This window comes from Xanthomonas axonopodis pv. maculifoliigardeniae, assembly GCF_041519315.1.
Taxonomy (GTDB): Bacteria; Pseudomonadota; Gammaproteobacteria; order Xanthomonadales; family Xanthomonadaceae; genus Xanthomonas; species Xanthomonas euvesicatoria.
The window spans coordinates 4,718,995-4,739,876 of the sequence record NZ_CP167998.1; the positions used below are offsets into that span (position 1 = coordinate 4,718,995).

The 20,882-nt window shown below is 66.0% G+C and carries 13 protein-coding genes and 1 other RNA gene; 7 read left to right on the forward strand and 7 right to left on the reverse strand.

Annotation, left to right across the window (positions count from 1 at the left end; translation table 11 throughout):
* The first annotated feature begins 136 nt into the window (after positions 1-136).
* Positions 137-340, forward strand: coding sequence for a YdcH family protein (locus ACDH77_RS20020; RefSeq protein WP_008573820.1), 204 nt, complete (start codon positions 137-139; stop codon positions 338-340).
* Between the two features lie 626 nt (positions 341-966).
* Here the strand turns inward: ACDH77_RS20020 and ACDH77_RS20025 are convergent.
* Positions 967-1,947 (reverse strand): zinc-binding dehydrogenase, encoded by a 981-nt coding sequence (locus tag ACDH77_RS20025; protein ID WP_008573818.1) that lies wholly within the window; start codon positions 1,945-1,947, stop codon positions 967-969.
* 259 nt (positions 1,948-2,206) lie between these two features.
* Between ACDH77_RS20025 and ACDH77_RS20030 the strand changes: the two genes are divergently transcribed.
* Positions 2,207-2,282, forward strand: a non-coding RNA gene (locus ACDH77_RS20030) — sX9 sRNA.
* A gap of 4 nt (positions 2,283-2,286) precedes the next feature.
* On the opposite strand, the gene plsB is transcribed toward ACDH77_RS20030, so the two are convergent.
* Together plsB and ACDH77_RS20040 are read right to left on the reverse strand one after the other, a co-directional pair.
* Positions 2,287-4,953 (reverse strand): glycerol-3-phosphate 1-O-acyltransferase PlsB, encoded by a 2,667-nt coding sequence (gene plsB / locus ACDH77_RS20035; RefSeq protein ID WP_011349118.1) that lies wholly within the window; start codon positions 4,951-4,953, stop codon positions 2,287-2,289.
* Positions 4,953-5,924: a hypothetical protein gene (locus tag ACDH77_RS20040; RefSeq protein ID WP_031424928.1), complete on the reverse strand. Its 972-nt coding sequence runs from the start codon at positions 5,922-5,924 to the stop codon at positions 4,953-4,955. Before ACDH77_RS20040 ends, plsB begins: the two co-directional genes overlap by 1 nt.
* A gap of 411 nt (positions 5,925-6,335) precedes the next feature.
* Here ACDH77_RS20040 and ACDH77_RS20045 point away from each other — a divergent pair, with 411 nt between their 5' ends.
* From ACDH77_RS20045 to ACDH77_RS20060, 4 genes are all read left to right on the forward strand, one after another.
* Positions 6,336-7,388: a LacI family DNA-binding transcriptional regulator gene (locus ACDH77_RS20045; RefSeq protein ID WP_008571910.1), complete on the forward strand. Its 1,053-nt coding sequence runs from the start codon at positions 6,336-6,338 to the stop codon at positions 7,386-7,388.
* A gap of 167 nt (positions 7,389-7,555) precedes the next feature.
* Positions 7,556-10,594, forward strand: coding sequence for a TonB-dependent receptor domain-containing protein (locus ACDH77_RS20050; RefSeq protein ID WP_031424929.1), 3,039 nt, complete (start codon positions 7,556-7,558; stop codon positions 10,592-10,594).
* 316 nt (positions 10,595-10,910) lie between these two features.
* The gene (locus ACDH77_RS20055) at positions 10,911-13,946 is read left to right on the forward strand and encodes a TonB-dependent receptor domain-containing protein (RefSeq protein WP_127165759.1); all 3,036 of its coding nucleotides are present in this window, start codon (positions 10,911-10,913) and stop codon (positions 13,944-13,946) included.
* Positions 13,947-14,051: 105 nt separating this feature from the next.
* Complete coding sequence (locus ACDH77_RS20060) at positions 14,052-15,572, forward strand: tryptophan halogenase family protein (RefSeq protein WP_127170857.1); 1,521 nt, start codon at positions 14,052-14,054, stop codon at positions 15,570-15,572.
* A 409-nt stretch (positions 15,573-15,981) separates the two neighbouring features.
* On the opposite strand, the gene pyrF is transcribed toward ACDH77_RS20060, so the two are convergent.
* Positions 15,982-16,713: an orotidine-5'-phosphate decarboxylase gene (pyrF, locus tag ACDH77_RS20065; RefSeq protein WP_122272105.1), complete on the reverse strand. Its 732-nt coding sequence runs from the start codon at positions 16,711-16,713 to the stop codon at positions 15,982-15,984.
* On the reverse strand, positions 16,710-17,669 hold the full coding sequence (locus ACDH77_RS20070) for a 5'-nucleotidase, lipoprotein e(P4) family (RefSeq protein WP_041469920.1): 960 nt from the start codon (positions 17,667-17,669) through the stop codon (positions 16,710-16,712). The genes pyrF and ACDH77_RS20070 overlap by 4 nt, the downstream gene beginning before the upstream one ends.
* A 331-nt stretch (positions 17,670-18,000) precedes the next feature.
* On the opposite strand from ACDH77_RS20070, the gene ACDH77_RS20075 reads away from it, so the two are divergent.
* On the forward strand, positions 18,001-18,669 hold the full coding sequence (locus tag ACDH77_RS20075) for a YceH family protein (RefSeq protein ID WP_218489039.1): 669 nt from the start codon (positions 18,001-18,003) through the stop codon (positions 18,667-18,669).
* A 283-nt stretch (positions 18,670-18,952) separates the two neighbouring features.
* On the opposite strand, the gene ACDH77_RS20080 is transcribed toward ACDH77_RS20075, so the two are convergent.
* Together ACDH77_RS20080 and ACDH77_RS20085 are read right to left on the reverse strand one after the other, a co-directional pair.
* The gene (locus ACDH77_RS20080) at positions 18,953-19,987 is read right to left on the reverse strand and encodes a DUF4272 domain-containing protein (RefSeq protein ID WP_218489038.1); all 1,035 of its coding nucleotides are present in this window, start codon (positions 19,985-19,987) and stop codon (positions 18,953-18,955) included.
* Positions 19,988-20,038: 51 nt separating this feature from the next.
* A complete protein-coding gene (locus tag ACDH77_RS20085) occupies positions 20,039-20,575 on the reverse strand; it encodes a GNAT family N-acetyltransferase (protein WP_029820808.1) in 537 nt (178 codons plus the stop codon).
* Between the last annotated feature and the right edge of the window lie 307 nt (positions 20,576-20,882).

Below are 20,882 nucleotides of genomic sequence, written 5' to 3' on the forward strand. Positions count from 1 at the left end.
CGACGGCCGTAGCCGCGCGGCAATGATGGACGGGGCGCGCCGCCGTTTCCCCGCGGCGCGCGGGCATTGTCGCAGCCCCGGGCCGCTTGGCAAGCGTGGGTGACGCGCGCAGCCCGGGGTTGTGTATGCTCGGGGGGTGGAAACCCTGTCAACCGCCGAGATCGTCGAACAGATCGCCGAGTTGCGACGCGCCCACCGCGCGTTGGACGAGGAGATCCAGCGCGTGCCCGCGAACCTGGACGACGAGCTGCAGATGAAGCGCTTGAAGAAGCGCAAGCTGCACATCAAGGACTGCATCACGCGGCTGGAGATGGAGTTGGTGCCCGACGAGCCGGCGTGATGGCTGGTTGGCGGTAGCTTGCGTCAGCTGCAGAAACGGTCCCTCAACCAGAGCCCGTGCTTGCGACGCGGGCACCCGAAGGCACGAGCGCCAGGGGCGCACCAGCCATGCGTTCTCGCCCCGACGTGAGGAAAGGCTTTGATCTGTGCTGGTGGGATGACGCTCTGTAAAGCGCTGGTTCGCGGCTTCCTTATTTCGCCGAAGCAGGCTCTAGCGCTTCGCGTCGAGACATTCCTTCTCGTACCTGGAGAAGCTCACTGCATCGCAGCCGGAACTGCACGTCTCCTGCATCGAACCGGCTAAACCCATCGCGCCGATAAGCTCCCTTCTCCCACCGGGAGAAGGTGCCCCGAAGGGGCGGATGAGGGTACGAGTGCTGAACGTTGTCAACGGCCAAGTCGCTCTACTCTGATTGCGCAGCGCTAACTGCGAAAGACCGCTGGCTGCAACGGATCAATACCCACATCGGCCACACGACACATACAACCGCGCGGCGCACGAAAGATCAGTGCTCGCTAGGAGCCGCTCTGAGAGTTCCACCGCGCAAGCGACACTGCCATCCAGCCAGCGCGGGCGACCTGCCACTCCGTCCCCGCGCTGGCGCTGTTTCGATCGGCGCACCCCGCTCAACCGGCGCGCAGCAGGATCTTGCCACCTCGCCCCGGTTCGGCACTGGCCGCTGCCGCCTTGGCCGCGTCTTCCAGATCGAACACCGCTTCCACCGGCAGCGCCAGGCTGCCGTCGAGCGCGGCCTTCAACAGCTCGCCGATCATGCGGCGCTTGTCCTCGGACTTGGTGGCGGCCATGACCTTGCTGCCCCAGAAGCCGCGCACGGTGGCCTGCTTGAAGATCACATCGCCGCTGGCAATCTCCAGCGGTTCGCCGGTCATCGAGCCGAACGAGATCAACTCGCCGCCCTCGGCGAGCAGCCCCATCAGCTCGCCTGCCGCCTTGCCAGCCACCGAGTCGATCGCGCGCACGATCGGTGCATCGCCGGCCAGCGCGCGCACGCGGTCTTGCCAACCGTCCTGCGCGGTCGACACCGCATTCCCGATCCCCAGTGCCTTGAGTTCGTCCACGCCGGCATCGCGACGCACCAGATTGATCACGTTGATGCCGCGTGCCGCAGCCAGCATGGCCACAGTCTTGCCGACCGCGCCGTTGGCGGTGTTCTGCACAATCCAGTCGCCTTTGTCGACATTCAGGAACTCGATCAGCATCAACGCGCTCAGCGGCATGGCGATGAGCTGGCAGCCGCGGTCGTCATCCAGTGCGTCGGGCAGCGGGACCACGCCGGTTGCGTCGGCCAGAAAGTAGTCGGCCCAGCTCTCGTGCACGCCGGCGGCGACGACACGCTGGCCGACCTGCAGGCCCTGCACGCCTTCGCCCAGCGCATCGATCACGCCAGACCCTTCGCTGCCGCCGATCGCCGGCAGCGTGGGCTTGTAGCCGTAGTTGCCGCGCACCGTCCACAGGTCATGGTTGTGGATGGGCGAACGCCGCATCGCGATGCGGACCTGGCCCTTGCCGGGTTGCGGTGTGGGCCGTTCGCCGAGTTCGAGCACCTTGGCCGGGTCGCCGAACTGGGTGTGGATGGCTGCGCGCATGCAAGTCTCCTGTCGGCGACGCCCGTGGTGCAACGCAGCCGATCACAGTGAAAGGTGCTGCGATGCTAACGGGAACGCTGCAAGCGCCCGATGAAGCGAACGGAACCGCTGTGTGAAAGCCGCCGGCGCTCGCCTACCGCCACCTCGCCACGCGCCCGACGCGCCCTGCAAGACGTGAAGGCATTCGCCAACGGCCTAGAGCATCCAACAAAACGACTGTGCAGCCGCCAGGCGGGCGCGGCCGGTGCCCGGTATCGGCATGTACCACGCGTACGCTCCGGTTCCTGCCCGCCGTCCACACCCACCTGACGACTGCTCGCCACGTCTTGTCAGTCGCTTTTACTGCGGCGGCACAGCCACGTCCGGCTTGGCCGCTGCCGGGCTGACGCGTTCGATGGTATGGCGCAGTTCGCGGCCGAGAATGAACTTGGCGTCCTTGGCCCAGGCATCCAGGCGCTCGTCGAACATCAGCTTGCTGTTGTCGTCCGGCCACACCAGGCGCAACTCGCGCAATTTCTGGATGAAGCCGCGGAACAGGGTCTTGTCGAAGAACTCCGGCGCGGCCGGTGCATACAGCAGGCTCAGACGCTGCGCGGCCTGCTGGCACAGGCTTTCCAGTTCGCCGGCACCGAGCACGCCCGGGCCGTTCTTCACCAGCACCGAAATGGCGATGTAATAGCGCTCGAACGCTTGTTGCAGCGAATGGCCGATCGCGCGCAGGCGGAACACTTCGTCGGTCTGCCCGGTGTTGCGGGTCAGGATGCCGCCGTCGTCGTCGGTGACGTTGAGCAGCAGGCCTTCGCGCACGAACATGTCGATGGTCTGTTCGATGCGTTCGGCAAAGCGGTCTTCGCTCCACGGCAGGAACAACTCGGCCTGCAGGAACGGATACACCGTGCGGCCCAGGCGCAACAGACCGGCGCGGCTCATGCGGCGGTTGTTCTGGAAGCAGCACGCCACCCACGAAGAAGCGGTGAACAGGTGCAGCACGTTGTTGCGGAAGTAGCTCAGCAGCACCGCGGTATCGCCGCTGACGCTGAGCACATCGCCCAGCGGGTGCGACACGCGCGTGAGCACGTTGATCTCTTCGGCGTGGGTGATGATGCGCGCCGGCGTGTGCGGGGTGACGGTGACGCGGTCCGAGTACGGCATTTCGGCCAGCAGCTTCTTGCACAACTCGATCTGCGCGATCAGGTCGGCCTCGCCCATCGCGTGCTTGGGCGTGGACAGCAGGGCCAGCGCCAGCAGGTTGATCGGATTGACGTCGGCGGCGCAGTTGATGCGGGTCTGGATCTGCGTAGACAGCATGTCCACCGCGGGCGCCAGCCAGGTGGGTTTTTCGTCTTCCGGCAGCGGCTGGCCGTCCCAATCGGGCGCGTGCCTGGCCAGCACGTCGTTGAGCGCGATCGGCTCGCCGAAGTTCACCACCACCTGGCCGTAGTTCTGCTTGAGCACCTTGGGGATGGACCACAGCAGGCCCCAGATGGATTCCTTTTCCTTCGGCCGGCCGGTGAGCTCGTCCAGGTAGCTGTTGCCTTCCATCAACTTTTCGTAGCCGATGTATACCGGCTGGAACAGCACCGGCTTGCGCGGCTGGCGCAGATACGCGCGCAGCGTCATCGCGATCATGCCGCCCTTGGGCTGCAGCAGACGCCCGGTGCGCGAACGCCCGCCTTCGACGAAATATTCGATGGAATAGCCGCCGGCCACCAGTTGGGCGACGTATTCGCTGAGCACGGCCGAATACAGCGCATTGCCCTTGATCGAGCGGCGGATGAAGAACGCGCCGCCCTTGCGCAGCAACGTGCCGACCACCGGCAGGTTGAGGTTGATGCCGGCCACGATGTGCGGCGGCACGATGCCGCGTTCGTACAGCAGGTAGCTCAGCAACAGGTAGTCCATGTGGCTGCGGTGGCTGGGTACGTACACCACTTCATGCCCGGGCGCGGCCTGCTTGAGCTTGTCCAGGTGATGCACCAGCACGCCGGCGTAGATGCGGTTCCACACGTGGGTCAGCAGGAAGCTGGCCGAGCGGACCACCGGGCTGGAATAGTCGGCGGCGATTTCCCACGCATAGGCATGCGCCTTGCGCCAGGCATCGACCGGCTTGGAATTGTCGCGCTTGGCCTGGATGGCGATGGCTTCGCGTACCGACTCGGCGGCCAGCACCTGGTCCACCAGCAAACGGCGGGTAGACAAGTCCGGGCCGATCACCGCTTCGCGGATGCGCCGGAAGTGCGTGCGCAACACGCGCTGCAACTTGCGCAAGGTACGCTCGGGCGGCAGCCCTTCGGCCATGGTCTGGCGCAACGAAATCGGCGGGGCGAAGCGCACGATGGTGGTGCGGCCGTTGAGCAAGACCGACAGCAGGCGGCGGAAGCGGCCAACCAGCGCCCAGTTTTCCGAGAACAGCACCGCAAACCAGCCGCTCTGCTTGTCCGGCGCGCGGCCGACGAAGATCGATACCGGCACCAGATGCACGTCCAGGTCGGCGCGCACGCGGTGCGCCTGCAGCAACTTGGCCAGCGAATCGGAGTGGGTCTTGCCGCCGCGCTGCTCGGGAATCAGCGAATTGCTGCTGCTGCGCCGTGAGAGCGCCAGGTAGGCCCGCTTGCGCTCCAGCGGGTCGCCCGGCAACGGCACCAGCGGCGACGGCAGGCCGACTTCGCGACAGGCCTTGTCCAAAATCAGCGCATTGGACATGCCGTAGTCTTCCAGCACGTACACCACCGGGCGGCCGTCGTCGTAGCGACCGGGCTGGTCCGGCTCGATGGTCAGGCTCAGCCAGGGGTCGGCCAGGCGGCCGAGCAGGCGCGCCCACCACGGGCGCTTGGCGCTGCGCGCAGCGGCAACGCCGGGGGCGATCGATGGCGCAACCGCCGGCGGCACCGGCTCGGCGAGCGGCAAGGCCGCCGTCGTGGCGCCGGTGTCGGCTGCGGCAGTGCTGGGCGGGCTGGGCTGGCCGTCCGGGAACGGCAGGGGATTCTGTTCTGGCATCACGGTCATTATCGCCCAGCCGGGCGTTGCCCGGTGTCGGCAGCCTTCGCCGGCGCGACCGCTGCGGTGTCGGGCACTGCAGTGGCGCTGGGTAAGGGCGCGGCCTGGGCATCGAGCAGCGCCTGCACTTCGTTCTGGGTCTGCAGCTGGTACCAGTGGCCCTCGCGCTTGATCAGCGCGACGTTCAGATCGATATCGTGGGCGGCCAGCGGATAGCGCAGCCGTACCTGGGCGGTGTCGGCATCCTGCTTGATCAAGCCGGTCCGCAGCGCGTCCAGGCTGCCGTCGATCGACAGGTCGTAGCGCTCCAGCACCTTCTTGCAGGTTTCCCAGAACGGCCCGAGCCGGCGCAGGCTTTCTTCCATGCCCAGCCGCTGCAGGTCGGCATCGGAGGTGATGCCGGTGGCACGGGCGGCGGTGACCAGGTCGGCGATGCTGGCCTTGGCGCGGGGGCGATCGGCCAGCGGCGCAGTGGCGGCCCACGCGCTCAAGGCGTCGACCAACTGCACGTAATGGGCGCGCTGCTCGGGCTGGTAGTCGTTGCGGCTACGCAGGTATTGCACGCCGAACTGGCCCAGCGATTGCGCCGCCTGCGCGATGCCCTGGGCCTGGCCGGCCAGCTGCGCATCGAAGGCCTGCTGCAGGCGGCGTTCGGCATCGGGCGCCGACAACGACCCGAGCAGCGCGCCGACTTCATTGGGCAGCGGCAGTTCGGTCAGCGGCCAACGGCTGGCACCGCTGCGCCACGCCGCCTCCAGCTGGGTGTATTGCGCAGGCGTCACCCGGATACGCGCATACGCCACCAGATCATTGCGCCGCAGCGGCAGGGTCATCGCCTGCATCGCCGCGGCCGGCTCGGCCTTGGCGCCGGGCAGTGCGGGCGCGGTCTGGTTGCGCTGGCAGCCGCTCACGCACAGCGCGGCCAGCAGCAGCCACGCGGCGAAGTGGAACCGCCCTGCACGGACGGTAGGTAGCGACATGCGCACGATGTTCCCCCTGATCGATCGGCGCATCTTGCTGTCTGGAGGCATTGGCGGCAAGGCGGGCGCAAACCGTGCGCCACGGTATGGTAGGTAGATGTTACGTTTTCGTAGTTCCTGGCACGTTGTCGACCAGTGTCCGACATTGGCTGCTGATGTCTTATTCGGACAAACTTGTCCAGCGATCGGGCTTCAGCCCTTGCGCCACTTGCGTTTAGCCCAATGCTGCGGCGCATCATGTAAGCGCTTGCAGTTCCTGCTAGCGTGCGCTGCATCTCGCTTGGGGGGTCTCCATCAGATGGGGCTGATGTCATTCATGTGCCTGTGTGACACGGGCGCTCGGTGCCAGCAGGCCGTGCGCCTCCCCCTGGCGCGCGGTGCCACGCGCGTTGACCTGGAGAACGCCACAGCATGAGTCGGCCACGGTCCGAAGGCGGCAGCGTCACCATCAAGGACGTTGCGCGCGAAGCGCAGGTGTCGGTGGCGACGGTCTCGCGCACCATGAACGGGCATCAGCACGTGGCCGAGTCGGTACGCGAGCGGGTCTTGCAGGTGGCGCGTGCGCTCAATTACATCCCGCACCACGCCGCGCGCAGCCTGAGCAGCCGGCGCACCCACACCATCGGGGTGGTGCTGCCGGACCTGCATGGCGAATTCTTTTCCGAATTGATCCGCGGCATCGACCAGGTGGCGCGCGAGCAGGGCTATCACCTGCTGGTGTCCAGTTCGCACGGCGACCCGCAGGCGCAGCGCCGTGCACTGGAGCGCCTGCCCGGGCGCGTGGACGGCGTGGTGGTGATGTCGCCGTCGCTGGGCGATTCGGGCGTGCATGAAGACGCGCTGCCCGGTGGCCTGCCGGCGGTGCTGCTCAACTGCGCCGGCAGCGCCAGCCAGCGCCCGGTGCTCAATGTGGACAACTACGGCGGCGCGCGGGTCATGACCCGGCATCTGCGCGACAGTGGCCACCGCCGCATCGCCTTCATCGCCGGGCCGGACGACAACTTCGATGCGCATGAGCGCCTGCGCGGGTATCGCGACGAACTGGCGCTGGACCCGGCCGCGCAGCCCTGGGTCTTGCCCGGCAATTTCGACGAAGAATCCGGTTATCGCGCCGGCCAGGCGCTGGCCCGGGACACGCGGCCCGACGCCGTGTTCGCCGCCAACGACATGATGGCCTTGGGCTGCCTGTTCGCGCTCGGCCACGCCGGGCTGAAGGTGCCGCAGGACATTGCGCTGGCCGGATTCGACGATGTGCCGATGGCGCGCTACGTGCTGCCTGCGCTGACCACGATGCGGGTGGATATCGCCGGCCTGGGCGCGCGCGCGTTGCAGTTGTTGCTGGGCCAGCAGTTGGTCGATGCGCCTGCACCGCCTTCCGACGCTGCGCCGCCGGCGTTTTCGCAGATGGTTCCGGAACTGATCGTGCGTGCGTCCAGCGCCGCCCGCAGCACATCGGGCCATTGACGTCTATGCACCCTGTCGCATCTTCACGAATTCTTTACGGTTTCTTATGTTTTTTATAACTCTATCGTTGCCGCTACCGCTGCTCGTTCGTCCTTGAAACAACGCGTCACCCTGCGCCACGCCGACCACGCTGCCGGTACGCGCCTGACCCCTGGGAGGGGGAAGTCATGAAGACCTACCGTACCGTCTCCACCCTGCCGGCGCGCAGCCTGCTGTGCTGCGCCCTTGCCGCTTCGTTGCTGGCCGCCAGCCCGGCCATGGCCCAGTCCAGTAATGCCACCCTGCGCGGGCAAGTCGCCGCGTCCCAGGCAGGCACCACGGTGACCGCCACCAATGTCGCCACGGGCACCACGCGACGCGTGGCGACCGGGCCGGACGGCAGCTATGCCCTGGTTGGCCTGCCGCCGGGCACCTACAAGGTGGATGCCGGCCCGGGTACCGAGAAGACGGTGACCTTGTCGGTGGCCTCGTCGGTGAGCCTGAATCTGGGCAGTGTCGGCGAGGCGACGACGCCCGCCGATGGCACCGCCACTACCCTGGACACGGTCAAGGTCACCGCCACCTCGCTGCAGGAGGTCAAGACCTCCGAAGTGGGCACCAATGTGTCGCTCAAGCAGATCAACACGGTGCCGCAGCTGACGCGCAACTTCCTGGAGTTCGCCGACACCGTGCCCGGCATGCAGTTCGAGACCGACCCCAACGGCAACAGCCGCATCCGCGGTGGCGCGCAGGCCAGCTCGGCGGTCAACGTCTACATCGACGGCGTGGGCCAGAAGAGCTATCTGTTCGGCGGCGTCTCCGGCCAGGAGCAGAGCGCGGGCAACCCGTTCCCGCAGCTGGCGATCGGCGAATACAAGGTCATCACCTCCAACTACAAGGCCGAGTTCGACCAGGTGGGGTCGGCCGCGATCGTGGCCTCCACCAAGTCTGGCGGCAACGAGTTCCACGGCGAGATCTTCGGGCGCACCACCAATACCGACTTCCGCGCGCGTCAGGCCGACGAGCGCGCCGGTGCGCCCAATGCCGACGGCAGCAAGCGCCAGACCCACCAGGACGAATACGGCATGGCCTTCAGCGGGCCGATCGTCAAGGACAAGGCGCATTTCTTCGTCAGCTACGAAGGCAAGGGCTTCGAGGTGTCGGCCAACCCGGTCTCGGTGCCGGACAGCTTCAGCGCCCTGAGCGACGACCTGCCGGCCGGCGTGCAGAGCCGCCTGGGTTCGGTCACCCGTCCGTTCAAGGAAGATCTGTACTTCGGCAAGATCGACTGGGACGTGGGCGAGAACGATCGCCTGGAGTTGACCGCCAAGTACCGCGACGAAAAGAGCCGCGACGACGTGGGCGACCGCAACACCGCCATCGCCGGCAAGAACAACCTCAACACCGAAGAGCGCTATGACCTGCGCTGGCAGCATTTCGGCGAACGTTACGTCAACGAGGCGCGTGTCTCCTACGAGGACGTGCTGTTCAACCCCAATGCCTTCACCCTGGGCAACCAGAACATCTATACCCGCGGCGTTGCCGAAGACGATGTGCTGATCCGCGACAACGCCACCAGCGGCCTGGCGATCCAGCGCAAGGGACAGAAAGGCCCGAGCTTCCAGAACGACCTGACCTTCAACAGCATCGACTGGCACGGCAGCCACGTCATCAAGATGGGCGTGAAGTACAAGGAGGTGGAGCTGACCCAGAGCGAAAACTCGACGGTCAATCCTTCGTTCTATTACGCGGTGGCCGATGGCCTGGGAACCTCGGCAATTCCGTACCAGGTGAAGTTCAACCTGCCGTTTGCCGGTGCGGCGCCCTCGGTGACGACCAAGAGCAAGCAGCTGGGCCTGTACATCCAGGACGATTGGGACGTCAACGACAAGCTGCAATTGAACCTGGGCGTGCGCTGGGATGGCGAGAAGATTCCATCCTACCTGGACAACGTGACCCCGCCGGAAGTGGTGGCGGCCTTGAACGGCCCCGGCACCGACCCGACGGTGAGCGCCACCTACGCCGAGCAACTGGCCAAGGGCGGCGTCAACATCAACGACTACATCAGCACCGGCAATAACCGCAAGCAGGACAACAACAACTTCGCGCCGCGCCTGGGCTTTTCCTACGATTTCCGTGGCGACGAATCGCTGGTGTTGTTCGGCGGTGCCGGACGCAGCTACGACCGCAACCTGTTCGACATCCTGGGGCTGGAGCAGGTCAAGTCGGCGCTGGCGCAGTACACGCTCCGCTTCGCCGAGGCCGCGCCCGGCTGCACGCCGGCGCCGGGTACCTGCGTCAACTGGAACCCGGCCTACCTCAGCGACCCGGCAAGCCTCGGCGGTCTGGTCAATTCGGGTGTGCGCAACGGTGAGATCGACCTGCTCAACAACGATCTGAAGACGCCTTATTCCGACCAGTATTCGCTGGGCCTGCGCACGCGGCTGGGCGAGTGGAACACCTCGGCCACGGTGTCCTACATTCACAGCAAGGACGGTCTGATCCTGACCTTGGGCAACCGCTATCCCAATGGCGATTTCTTCCAGAATGGCGGCCAGCCGTGGAACGAGAATCCGCCGGGCTTCGGTTCGCTGCTGATCGGCAATAACGGCGTGGAAACCAAGACCGGACAGCTGCTGCTGTCGGCCGACAAGCCCTATACCCAGGAAAGCGGCTGGGGGCTGACGGCGGCCTACACGTTCTCGCGCGCACGCGGCAACCGCGGCAACGACGAGCGCTACGGGTTCGATGCGGCCACCATCGCCGACTACCCGTTCCTGGATCTGAACGCAGTGCCGCGCCACCGCCTGGTGCTGACCGGCATCTACGATTTGTTCTGGGGCATCAGCGCCTCGGCCAAGCTGACCCTGGCCACGGTGCCGCCGCGCAATGAGGCGGTGTCCTACGACCAGTACGGCGGCCAGCCGTCGGAGAACATCCGCATCGTCTCGGTGGATGCACCGGGCGGCAAGTTCATCGCCGGCGGCGACATCTTCGGCACGCGCCAGCTGGATCTGTCGCTGTCCAAGGACATGCATGTCACCGAGGCGTTGACCGTGCAGGTGCGCGGGGATCTGATCAATGCGCTCAACTTCCGCAACTACGACCAGTACGCCATCGACTGGGGCCAGGACGGCGTCTACAACCCGCGTGCCAGCATCAACCAGTACGGGGCGCTGTCCACCTCGCCGCGGACGCTGTTCCTGAGCGCACGCATCATCTGGTAAGTCGCTAGCTCCGCCGCAGTCGCCAGCACAGGGGTGCCGCCTGTGCTGGCCATCGTGCACGGCACGCACCCTGGTGCATCGTTGGTCTTGCATTGCCCGGTGATTGCCACGGCACTGCATCGTCCACGCGTCGTCATTGCCTCACCCGTCTCGACCCGTGCCTGAAGGAGCAAGCACCCGTCACCGCAGACCCTTGTTGTTCTTGCAGCCCTTGCGGCTGCTGTTGCCTGTTGTCCCTGTGTTCCACACCAAAGCACCAACCCAACGCGCCAGTCACTGCACTGCGTCGCGCTTTACCCCTGGGAGGGGGAAAGTCATGAAGAATCACCGCACCGTCTCCACCCTGCCGGCGCGCAGCCTGTTGTGCTGCGCCCTGGCCGCCTCGTTGTTCGCCACCACTCCGGCCATGGCCCAGTCCAGCAACGCCACCTTGCGCGGCCAGGTCGCTTCCGCGCAGAGCGGCAGCGAAGTCGTCGTCACCAACATCGCCACCGGCTCGGTGCGACGCGCGCCGGTCAATGCGAACGGCAACTACACCATCGTCGGGCTGCAGCCGGGCACCTACAAGGTCGAATCCAACGGCATCAGCCGCACGGTGACCCTGTCGGTGGCCTCCAGCGCCATCGTCGATCTAGGCACCGAGACGGCCGCGGCGCCTGCCGGTGATGCGACCACGCTGGATACGGTGACGGTCAGCGCGCCGATGATTCGCGACGTCAAGACCTCGGAAGTGGGCAACACCATCAGCGCGCGCCAGATCCAGCAGTTGCCGCAGGCCACGCGTAACTTCCTGGAGTTTGCCGATACCGTGCCGGGCATGGTGTTTCAGGTCGATGGCAACGGCAACACCAAGCTGCGCGGCGGTGCATCCAATGCCAGCGCCGGCAATCTGTATATCGACGGCGTAGGCCAGAAGAGCTACGTGCGTAGCGGCGGCGTCGCCGGTCAAAGCGATACGCAGGGCAATCCGTTCCCGCAGCTGGCGATCGGCGAATACAAGGTCATTACCTCCAACTACAAGGCCGAGTACGGCCAGATCAGTGGCGCGGCGATTACCGCGGCCACCAAGTCCGGCACCAACGAATTCCACGGCGAAGCGTTCTATCGCTATACCGATCAGGACCTGCGCGACAAGCGGCCCGACGAAGAAGCCAATGGCAAGATCGACTCGCAGACCAAGGAATACGGCTTCGCACTTGGCGGGCCGATCATCCAGGACCGCATGCATTTCTTCGTTGCCTACGAAGGCAAGGAAAACGTGGCGCCCAAGAGCGTGCAGCCGAGCTCGGAGGCGGCGGCCTTCGTCAGCCAGTTGCCGGCCAACCTGGCCAGCCAATATGGCCCGGCCAACATGCCGTTCGAAGAAGACCTGTTGTTCGGCAAGATCGACTTCGAGCCCACCGATCGCGATCGCATCGAATTGAGCACGATCTACCGCGACGAGACGCAGACTGCCAACGTCGGCGGTACCAACACGCTCGCGCAGGCCACTGACAAGATCAACAAGGACAAGCGCACCAACCTGCGTTGGCAGCACAGTGCCGACAACTGGTTCAACGAGGTCATCGTCGGCACCGAAAATTCGGAGAACAACCCGACCCCGCGCACCCTGGGCAATGGCATCGTCTACACCTATTTCCAGCCACGTGCCGGCTCCACCGATATCGATGAGCGCACGTTCCTCACCACCGGTTCGGCTGGCGGCAAGAACGCGCAGCGCAAGAGCCAGAAAGGCTGGTTCATCCAGAACGATCTGACCTTCACCAGCTTCCAGTGGCATGGCGAACACACCATCAAGATGGGTGTGAACTACAAGGACATCGAGCTCACCTCGCAGGATGCGGCGGCGTTGAATCCGCAGTTCAGCTATCGCGTCAGCAATGGCAGCATTGACTCAACGCCGTACCGCGTGGACTTCATTGCGCCCTACACCACGCCAGGCCAGCGCGCCACGGTGGTCTCGCCGTCCAAGCAGTACGGTATCTATCTGCAGGACGACTGGGCCGCCACCGACAAGTTGATGATCAACATCGGTGTGCGCTGGGATTACGAAGACACCCCGGCCTACACCAACTTCGTCACCTCGCAGGCGTTCGTCGATGCGCTGTATGCCAACGACGCAGAAAATCCCGGCCAGCCGTGGGCAAACCGTCTGCTGCCCAGCGGCATCAACGTGGCCGACTACATCAGCACCGGCAACAACCGCAAGAACTTCAAGGATGCCTGGGCGCCGCGCTTCGGTTTTTCGTATGACATCTTCGGCGACGAAGCCGCCATTGTGCATGGCGGTGCCGCGCGCTCGTACGACCGCAACCTGTTCGAACAGTTGGCGCTGGAAACCAGCAAGGCGGCGCTGTCGCCGGTGGCGGTGTATTTCGAAAACCCGGCCACCGGCACGTGCTATCGCGCCGACCGCACCTGCGTAGCGTTCGACCCGCGCTATCTCAACGGCATCGATCAGCTCAACACCATTCCCGGTGTCGCCGGCAGCGCCGAGCTCTTCATGTTCAACAACAAGCTCAAGACGCCGTACAGCGACCAGTACAGCATCGGTATCACCAACCAGGTGGGCGACTGGCTGACCGATGTGACCTTCCAGCGCATCCTGAGCTACGACGGTTTCGCGATGGGCTTGATCAACCGCTATCCGGATGGCTCCTACTTCCAGAACGGCAACGTGCCGTGGGGCGAGCCGGTGCCGGGCTATCAGAACACCATCCTGGGCAGCAACGGCCTGGAACAACGCAACAGCCAGGTGCTGTTGTCGGCCGACAAGCCGTACACCAAGGAATCCGGTTGGGGCCTGACCTTGTCCTACACCCACACCAGCGCGCGCCAGAACCGCAACATCGACGAGCCTTACGGCTTCGATAAGGCCACCATCCGCGGCTATCCGTTCGTGAAGTCCGATGCCGTGGCCGCACATCGCTTTGTCGCTTCCGGTTCGATCGATGGTCCGTGGGGCGTGACCTTCGGTGCCAAGCTGGTGTTGGCCACGCCCGAGCCGATCAACACGATCGCCTGCTTCGGCTTCACCGATCCCGATGGCGCCACCTGCCAGCAGGTCGGCGTCACCCCGCCGGGTAGCGGTAAGTTCCTGGTCGGCGGCGATATCTGGGGCTACCGCACGGTGGACTTCCAGGCCACCAAGGAGTTCACCGTGGCCGGCGACTTCAAGCTCAACGCACGTGTGAACCTGCTCAACGCGTTCAACTTCAAGAACTACAGCGCTTACGCCTACAACGGCTTCGGCAGCAATGGTCAGTTCGCTCCGGACATCGCCATCAACACCAGTGGCGAGATCAACTACGTGCCGCGCAGCGTGGTGCTGGAGATCGGCGCCAAGTTCTGATGCGCGCATTGCCACATGCGCCGGCACGGGCATGTGGTATTTCGAACGGGGCCGGCTGGCCCCGTTCGTGTGTCCGTCCGCTGTCTTGCTCAGGAATGCATCGACATGATTCCCGCTCCACTTCGCAACATCGTCATTGTCGGCGGCGGCACCGCCGGCTGGATGGCGGCCGCCGCGTTTGCGCGCGTGCTCGGGCCCACTTTCAAGGTGCAGCTGATCGAGTCCGACCAGCTGGGCACCGTCGGGGTGGGCGAAGCCACCGTGCCGCACATCAAGGCCTTCAACAACCTGCTCGGCATCGATGAGGCCGAGTTCGTGCGCCAGACCCAGGGCAGCTTCAAACTCGGTATCGAGTTCGTCGACTGGCAACGCCCGGGAACCGCGTACATGCATGGCTTCGGCACCCAGATCGGGCACCCGCTGGGGCTATTGCCGTTTCACCAATACTGGATCAAGCAACACGCACGCGGCAGAGCGCAGCCGTTGGGCGCGTACACGCTCAATACCGTGGCGGCTGCGCGCGGCAAGTTCATGACCTCCGCCGGCGATGTGCCGGCCAACTCGCCGCTGGCCAACATCGCCTACGCGTACCACTTCGACGCCACGCAATACGCGCACTTTCTGCGCCGGTATTCGCAGCAGCGCGGCGTGACCCGCATCGAAGGGTTGGTCGAGCAGGTGCAGCTGCATCCGGAAAGCGGCCATGTGCAATCGCTGCAGCTGGCGTCCGGACAGACGGTGCACGGCGACTTGTTCATCGATTGCTCCGGCTTCCGTGGGCTTTTGATCGAAGAGGCGCTGCACACCGGCTATCACGACTTCACCCACTGGCTGCCGTGCGATCGCGCGCTGGCAGTGCCCTGCGAAAAGGTGGGCCCGCCCACGCCATACACACGCTCCACTGCGCGCGCAGCCGGCTGGCAATGGCGCATTCCGCTGCAGCACCGCACCGGCAACGGCTATGTGTACTGCAGCGCGCACATCAGCGACGACGAAGCGGCCGCCACGTTGCTGGCCAATCTGGACGGCAAGCCGCTGGCCGACCCGCGCCCGCTGCGCTTCACCACCGGGCGGCGCAAGCAGTGCTGGAACCGCAATGTCGTCGCACTGGGCCTGGCCAGCGGATTTCTGGAGCCACTGGAATCGACCAGCATCCATCTGATCCAGTCCGGCATTTCCAAGTTGCTGGAGCTGTTTCCGCGCGAGGGCATCAGCCCGGTGCTGGTGCAGCGCTACAACGACCGGCTTGCATTCGAGTTCGACCGCATCCGCGACTTTCTGCTGCTGCACTACCACGCCACCGAGCGCGACGACAGCGCGTTCTGGCGGCATTGCCGCCACATGCCGATCACCCCGGAGCTGCAGACCACGCTGGACCTGTTCCGCGACAGCGGGCGCTTCTATCGCAATGCCGAAGAAATGTTCGCCGAGATCAGCTGGGTCCAGGTACTGGTGGGCCAGGGCATCCTGCCGCAGGGATATCACCCGCTGGTGGACCAGGTGCCGGATACCGACGCCGAGGGCTTCCTGGCCAGCGTGGCGCAGACCATCAGCCACTGCGTGGACGTGATGCCAAGCCACCAGCAATTCATCGACCGCTATTGCAAGGCGGCTGCGTTACCGTAAGTGCCTTGGTTTGCACTGCGGCTGGAACTGATGCTGAAGGTGGTGGCAGTTGCGCATGACCGATAACGAACGCAGGGATCCAAGCGTGCGCTAACGCCGCGCTTCGCGCGTGCGTCCAGGCGATGCATGCTCGCCTGGTGCCGCGGGTAACGCGCGATCTATGCCACCACGCAGCCAGCCACTGATGTCGGTCGCCACGACACGCGAACGTGACGGCCAAAAAAAAGGATCGGACACAAGGCCCGATCCCTTCGAAAACCGGGACAAGCCCGGTGGACAATGAGTGGCACAGCTTCCGACTGACATCGGACGCTGGCATGTTAACGAGACTTTCACATTAAAGCAATGCTTTAATTGTTGCCGCCTAAGCTATTGATTTATTTGGAAGCTGGCCGCTGCTTCGGCCCGATCAGTTTCCGTTCTGCGGCAGTGCCGCGCGGATCTCGTCCTGGATGGCGGTGGCAGCGGCTGCAGGGTCGCTCGCCTGGCGGATCGGGCGGCCAACGACGATCGCGTCGGCGCCGTCGGTGAAGGCCTGCGCCACGCCGACCGTGCGTTGCTGGTCGTCGCCGACCGGGCCGCCGGGGCGGATGCCGGGGCAGACGATCGAAAAGTCCGGGCCAGTGGCGCGGCGGATCGGGCCGGCTTCCTGCCCCGAAGCGATCACGCCATCGATCCCGGCGGCCTGCGCAGCCAGCGCGCGTTCCACCACCACGTCCACCGGTTCACGGTCGATGCCCATTGCCGCCAGGTCCGGGCGGCCCATCGACGTCAGTACCGTGACCGCCAGCAGGCGCATGTCACCGTGATTGGCCTCGGCGGCGGCCTGCAGCATGCCGGCGTGCCAGCCGTGCACCGTGCAATAACTCACCGGCCACTGCGCCAGGCGGCGAATCGTGCCGGCCACGGTGGCGGGAATGTCGAAGAACTTGAGGTCCACGAACACGCGCTTGTCGCGCTTGGCCAGCGCATCGAGCACGCGGAAGTACTCGCCCGATGCCAGCAGCTCCATGCCGATCTTGTAGAACGACACCGAATCGCCGAGCCGGTCCACCCAGGCGATCGCTTCATCGTGGCCGGGCACATCCAGCGCGAAGATCAGCCGCTCATGCGCGGCCAGCGGCAAGGGCGCGCGGCTCATCGGGCCACCTCCAGCGCAGCGCGCTTGGCGTCGTGGCGCTTTTGCCAGGGTTGCGCGTAGTCGTTGTTGAACTGCGCCGGCTCCCAGCCGCCGTAGCTGGGGTTGGGCAGCATCCACCAGCGTTCGCCGAACCAGTCGTGGTACTGCTGCAGCAAGGCGCCACGCGCCTGGCCGGTATTGGCGGTGACCTGCACGAAGTCGCCCAGCTGGTCGCCGAACTGCATCAGCACGCGGTACTTCTGTCCGGCCAGCTGGCGGCGGCAGTTCTTTTCGCTGCCGTTCTGCTCGCAGCCGGGCACCACCGTGCCCAGGCCGAGAAATACGCTGTCATCGGCCACCGGCAGGCCCACGCTGCGCAGATTGGCCAAGGTGGCGTCCTTCAGGTGCACCGCGCGGTTGGAAATGTAGATCAGGGTGATGCCGCGGGCATTGGCGGCCTTGGCGAAATCCACCACGCCGGGAATGGCAGTGGCCTTCTTCTCGGCCACCCACTGGTCCCAGCTCAGCTCGTCGTATTCCTTGCCATCGCGCAGCAGCCGCGCCTGGTAGGGCGAATTGTCCAGCACGGTCTCGTCCACATCCAGCACCACCGCCGGCTTCAGGCCGGTGGCGGCATTGCCGCGTTCCTCCGGCACCAGCGCGTCCCAGTTGGGTTGCTTGAGTGCCGCGTCCAGTTTGTCGGCCGCAGCGCGATAGGTCTGCTCGGCCACGGCACGGTATTCCTCCGAGCGCTGCATCCACAGCACTGCGTTGAGGTTGTCGTCGCCGGCCGGTGCAGTGGTGGACGACGTTGCGGCCTTGCTGGCCGCAGCGCTGGCGTCGGCATTGGCAGTTGCGGTGGCTTCCTGCGCGTGCGGGGCTGGCTGCGTGTCGGCGGGCTTGCAGGCGCCCAGGGCCAGCGCGGTGCAGGCGATGAAGGACAACGGAGCGTAAAGCGAGGGGCGCATGGCATCCACCGGGACAGGGTCGACAATAAAGCGTGCGATTTTAGCCGGTTCGCGCCGTACCGCTCGCGCTGGCCGATGGCGCCGCCATCGAAATGACAGGGGCGCACGGATGACGGTCGCCGCAATACCGGTCGTCCAACCGCGTGGCTGCATCGGTCTTCCACACGATGGCGAATATGTGCCGTGCCCGTTCCTGGATGCCCACGCCCGTTGCCGGCGCACGACGCTGACATGCGCGACACCGTCGATGGCGTCGGCCACCTTGCATCGCGTCGCAGCGGAAGAATGCCGGCAGCGGATCGGCATATCCTTGTGCGCTGATCGCCCTCCGGAGTCATCCATGACAGAGACCTCGCCCCCGCCCGTCCTCGATACCGCCCAGGCCCGCGTGCTGGGATGCCTGATCGAAAAGGAGGCCACCACGCCGGACGCGTACCCGCTCACCGTCAACGCTGCGCAGGTGGCCGCCAACCAGAAAACCGCGCGCGAGCCGGTGCTGAATCTGCAGACTGGCGTGGTGCACCACGCGCTGCGCCAGCTGGAAACCCTGGGCCTGGTGCGCCAGCAGTTTTCTTCGCGTGCCGAGCGTTACGAGCACCGCCTGGGCAGCGTGCTGGATCTGACCCGCCAGCAAGTCGCACTGATCGGCCTGCTGCTGTTGCGCGGCCCGCAGACGCTGGGCGAGCTGTACGCACGTAGCGAGCGCCTGGCGCGCTTCAACGATGCCGACGACGTGCGCCATCACCTGGAGCGGCTGATCCAGCGCGGCCTGGCCGCACAACTGCCGCGCGCCAGCGGTCAGCGCGAAGACCGTTACATGCATCTGCTCAGCGGCGAGCTGGATGTGGAGGCGCTGCAGGCCGCTGCCACGCGTGCGGCACCGAGCGCGCGCAGTGGCAGCGACAGCAGCGACCTGGACGCGCGGATGCAGGCACTGGAAGCAACGGTCGTCGAACTGCAGGAGGCGCTTGCCGCGGTACAGGCGCGGCTGGACGCAGCTGGCGCCTGATCTGTGCGCGGCACCCACCGACGGCCGTAGCGGCAGCGCGGCAGGTGTGCTGCAGCATCGACGTCAGCTGCCTTGGGTGACCCAGCAGTTGCAGGATCGCTCGATACGCACCACGGCACGCAGAGGCATGCGGCATCGCCTGCAAGACCCGCACGGTCTTGTCGCCCGGCCGCACGATGTCAGTGTGTGCGCGTGTTGGATGGATGCACCGGCCAGTCCTGCCGCGTCGGTGCAAGCGCTGCCCGCGCACGAACGCCGGGGTCGGGGTCGGGGCACGCCAGCTTCAGGTCGGCGTGTCCACCTCGTCCCACTCGGCATCTTCGAAGTGCAGTAGCCAATTGAGCGCGTAATGCCGCTCATACACCACGCCCGGCACGATGCCGGCGGGGACCGTCTGACCGGATTGGCCGGCCTGGCGGACCGCCCAGTGCAGGCGCAGGTGGCGGTCCAGCGTGTCCAGCAGCTCGGCGAGCGGGCGTCGCGCCAGCGTCGGGCGCTCGGCAGCTTGTGCGTTGTCCAGCGCGCGCTGTGCAACCAGGGGCACATCGCACAGCGCGTTGGGTTCCGGCAGCGTGTCGGCCAGCCCCAAGGCCCATTGCAGCACGGCCAGGCTTTCGTAACGCCAGCCGAAGTTTGCCAGCGCCTGCGCATCCGGCGCTGGCTGGGCGAAGAAGGCGCGCTCCTGCGGCGACAGCGCATCTGCCACGCCGGGAAGACGCGTCTCCACCTCGGCCAGCGACGGCGGCGTATCGCCAGCGGCCAGGATCTCTGCACGCAGCGCCACCGCAAACAACGCCAGCATGCGTCGACTGACGACTGCCGCATCGCGCACGCGCGCTTCGGCCTCGCCGGGCACCGGCGGCAGGCTGGGCGGCACGCGGATGCCTTGCGCGGCCAGCACGGAAAGTTGCTGCGCGCGCCGCTGCAACGCATCGGGCGGATACGGTACCTGCGCATCGTCGTCGATGGCCGGCTCGCCCTGGCTGATCAGCACCCGCCCCTGCGGGTCGCGCACGCTGCCATCGGCCAGGAAACACACCGCATTGGCGTGCTCGGCCCACTGCGCCAGCGCGCCGACGTCCGCATCGTCCACCTCGAAGCTGAAGTGCTGCCGCACCCGCTGCACATGCCGCATCAGGTGATAGCGCGCTTGGGTCATCTGGCCATCGCCGGCCTGATTCACATAGCCGACAAAGCCGTGCAGATGCGCGGCCAGTTCCGGGTCGGCGTGGTCGCGATGCTGCACGGCAGTCTGCGGCAGGAAGTCCGGCCACAGGGGCGTGCGTAGCGTGGAATAGGCGTTGACCAACAGTGCCATGCAGGCCTCCCTGTGCGGTGGAAAACAGCCGGCAGGGTGACGCAGCGCTGCTCAGCTGTCCACGCCACCAGGGCCGAGGTCGATCGTGTAGTACGCCACGGCCTCGGTGCCGGGACTCAGCACCCGCAGGCTCTCATAGCGCAGCCCCAGTGCTTCCAGCGCGCGGATCGACTCCGCATTGCCTGGCGAGACGATCGCGCACACCTGCGTCAATCCCAGTACCTGGCGTGCATGCTCCAGCACCGCGCGCCCGGCTTCGGTCACATAGCCCTTGCCGCGATACGCGGGCAACAGCGCAAAACCGATATGCGGCACCGGCAAGGTCTCGCGGCACAACAGGCCCAAGGTGCCCATGAAGGTGCCTGCCTCGCGCGTTTCCAGCGCCCAGTGCGCGAAGCCGTGTCGTTGCTGATGCGCCTGCGCCCATTCGCGCACATGCTCGCGCGCCTGCTCGCGGGTGCGGATACCGCGGTCGTTGATGCCGGCGATGAACGCAGGATCGTTGACCAGCGCCAGCATTGCCTCGGCATCGCGCTCGGGATCGAGCAGACGCAAGCGCACGCGTGCGGTTTCGAGGATGACGGTCACGGCGCACTCCGTTGGCGGGAACCTCAGACTGCCGTGCGGCAGTGGCACTGACAAGTCTGACGACCGCATGCATGGCCACGCTGCAGTACCCGCACGGTTGGCGATATCACTCCGGTTGGGTGGTGCAACTGGCGTGCGCCACCGGCGCGTTGCCGGCTCGCCTGGCTGGCCAGCAACGCTCCAGCCTTGGGCCGTGCCAGCGACGGCGCGGGCGATCATGCCGGGCCTGCATGCCAGGCTGTTCCACGTCTGTTGCAGGTCGCGTGCTGCAGCGCGTAGTACGCACGTCGAGCGGCAAGACTGCGCA

Coding starts and splice junctions, on each gene's coding strand:
- ACDH77_RS20055 (WP_127165759.1), top strand. CDS start 10,911: ATGAAGAATCACCGCACCGTCTCCACCCTGCCGGCGCGCAGCCTGTTG.
- ACDH77_RS20045 (WP_008571910.1), top strand. CDS start 6,336: ATGAGTCGGCCACGGTCCGAAGGCGGCAGCGTCACCATCAAGGACGTT.
- ACDH77_RS20040 (WP_031424928.1), bottom strand. CDS start 5,924: ATGTCGCTACCTACCGTCCGTGCAGGGCGGTTCCACTTCGCCGCGTGG.
- pyrF (WP_122272105.1), bottom strand. CDS start 16,713: ATGAGCCGCGCGCCCTTGCCGCTGGCCGCGCATGAGCGGCTGATCTTC.
- ACDH77_RS20025 (WP_008573818.1), bottom strand. CDS start 1,947: ATGCGCGCAGCCATCCACACCCAGTTCGGCGACCCGGCCAAGGTGCTC.
- plsB (WP_011349118.1), bottom strand. CDS start 4,953: ATGACCGTGATGCCAGAACAGAATCCCCTGCCGTTCCCGGACGGCCAG.
- ACDH77_RS20060 (WP_127170857.1), top strand. CDS start 14,052: ATGATTCCCGCTCCACTTCGCAACATCGTCATTGTCGGCGGCGGCACC.
- ACDH77_RS20080 (WP_218489038.1), bottom strand. CDS start 19,987: ATGGCACTGTTGGTCAACGCCTATTCCACGCTACGCACGCCCCTGTGG.
- ACDH77_RS20075 (WP_218489039.1), top strand. CDS start 18,001: ATGACAGAGACCTCGCCCCCGCCCGTCCTCGATACCGCCCAGGCCCGC.
- ACDH77_RS20050 (WP_031424929.1), top strand. CDS start 7,556: ATGAAGACCTACCGTACCGTCTCCACCCTGCCGGCGCGCAGCCTGCTG.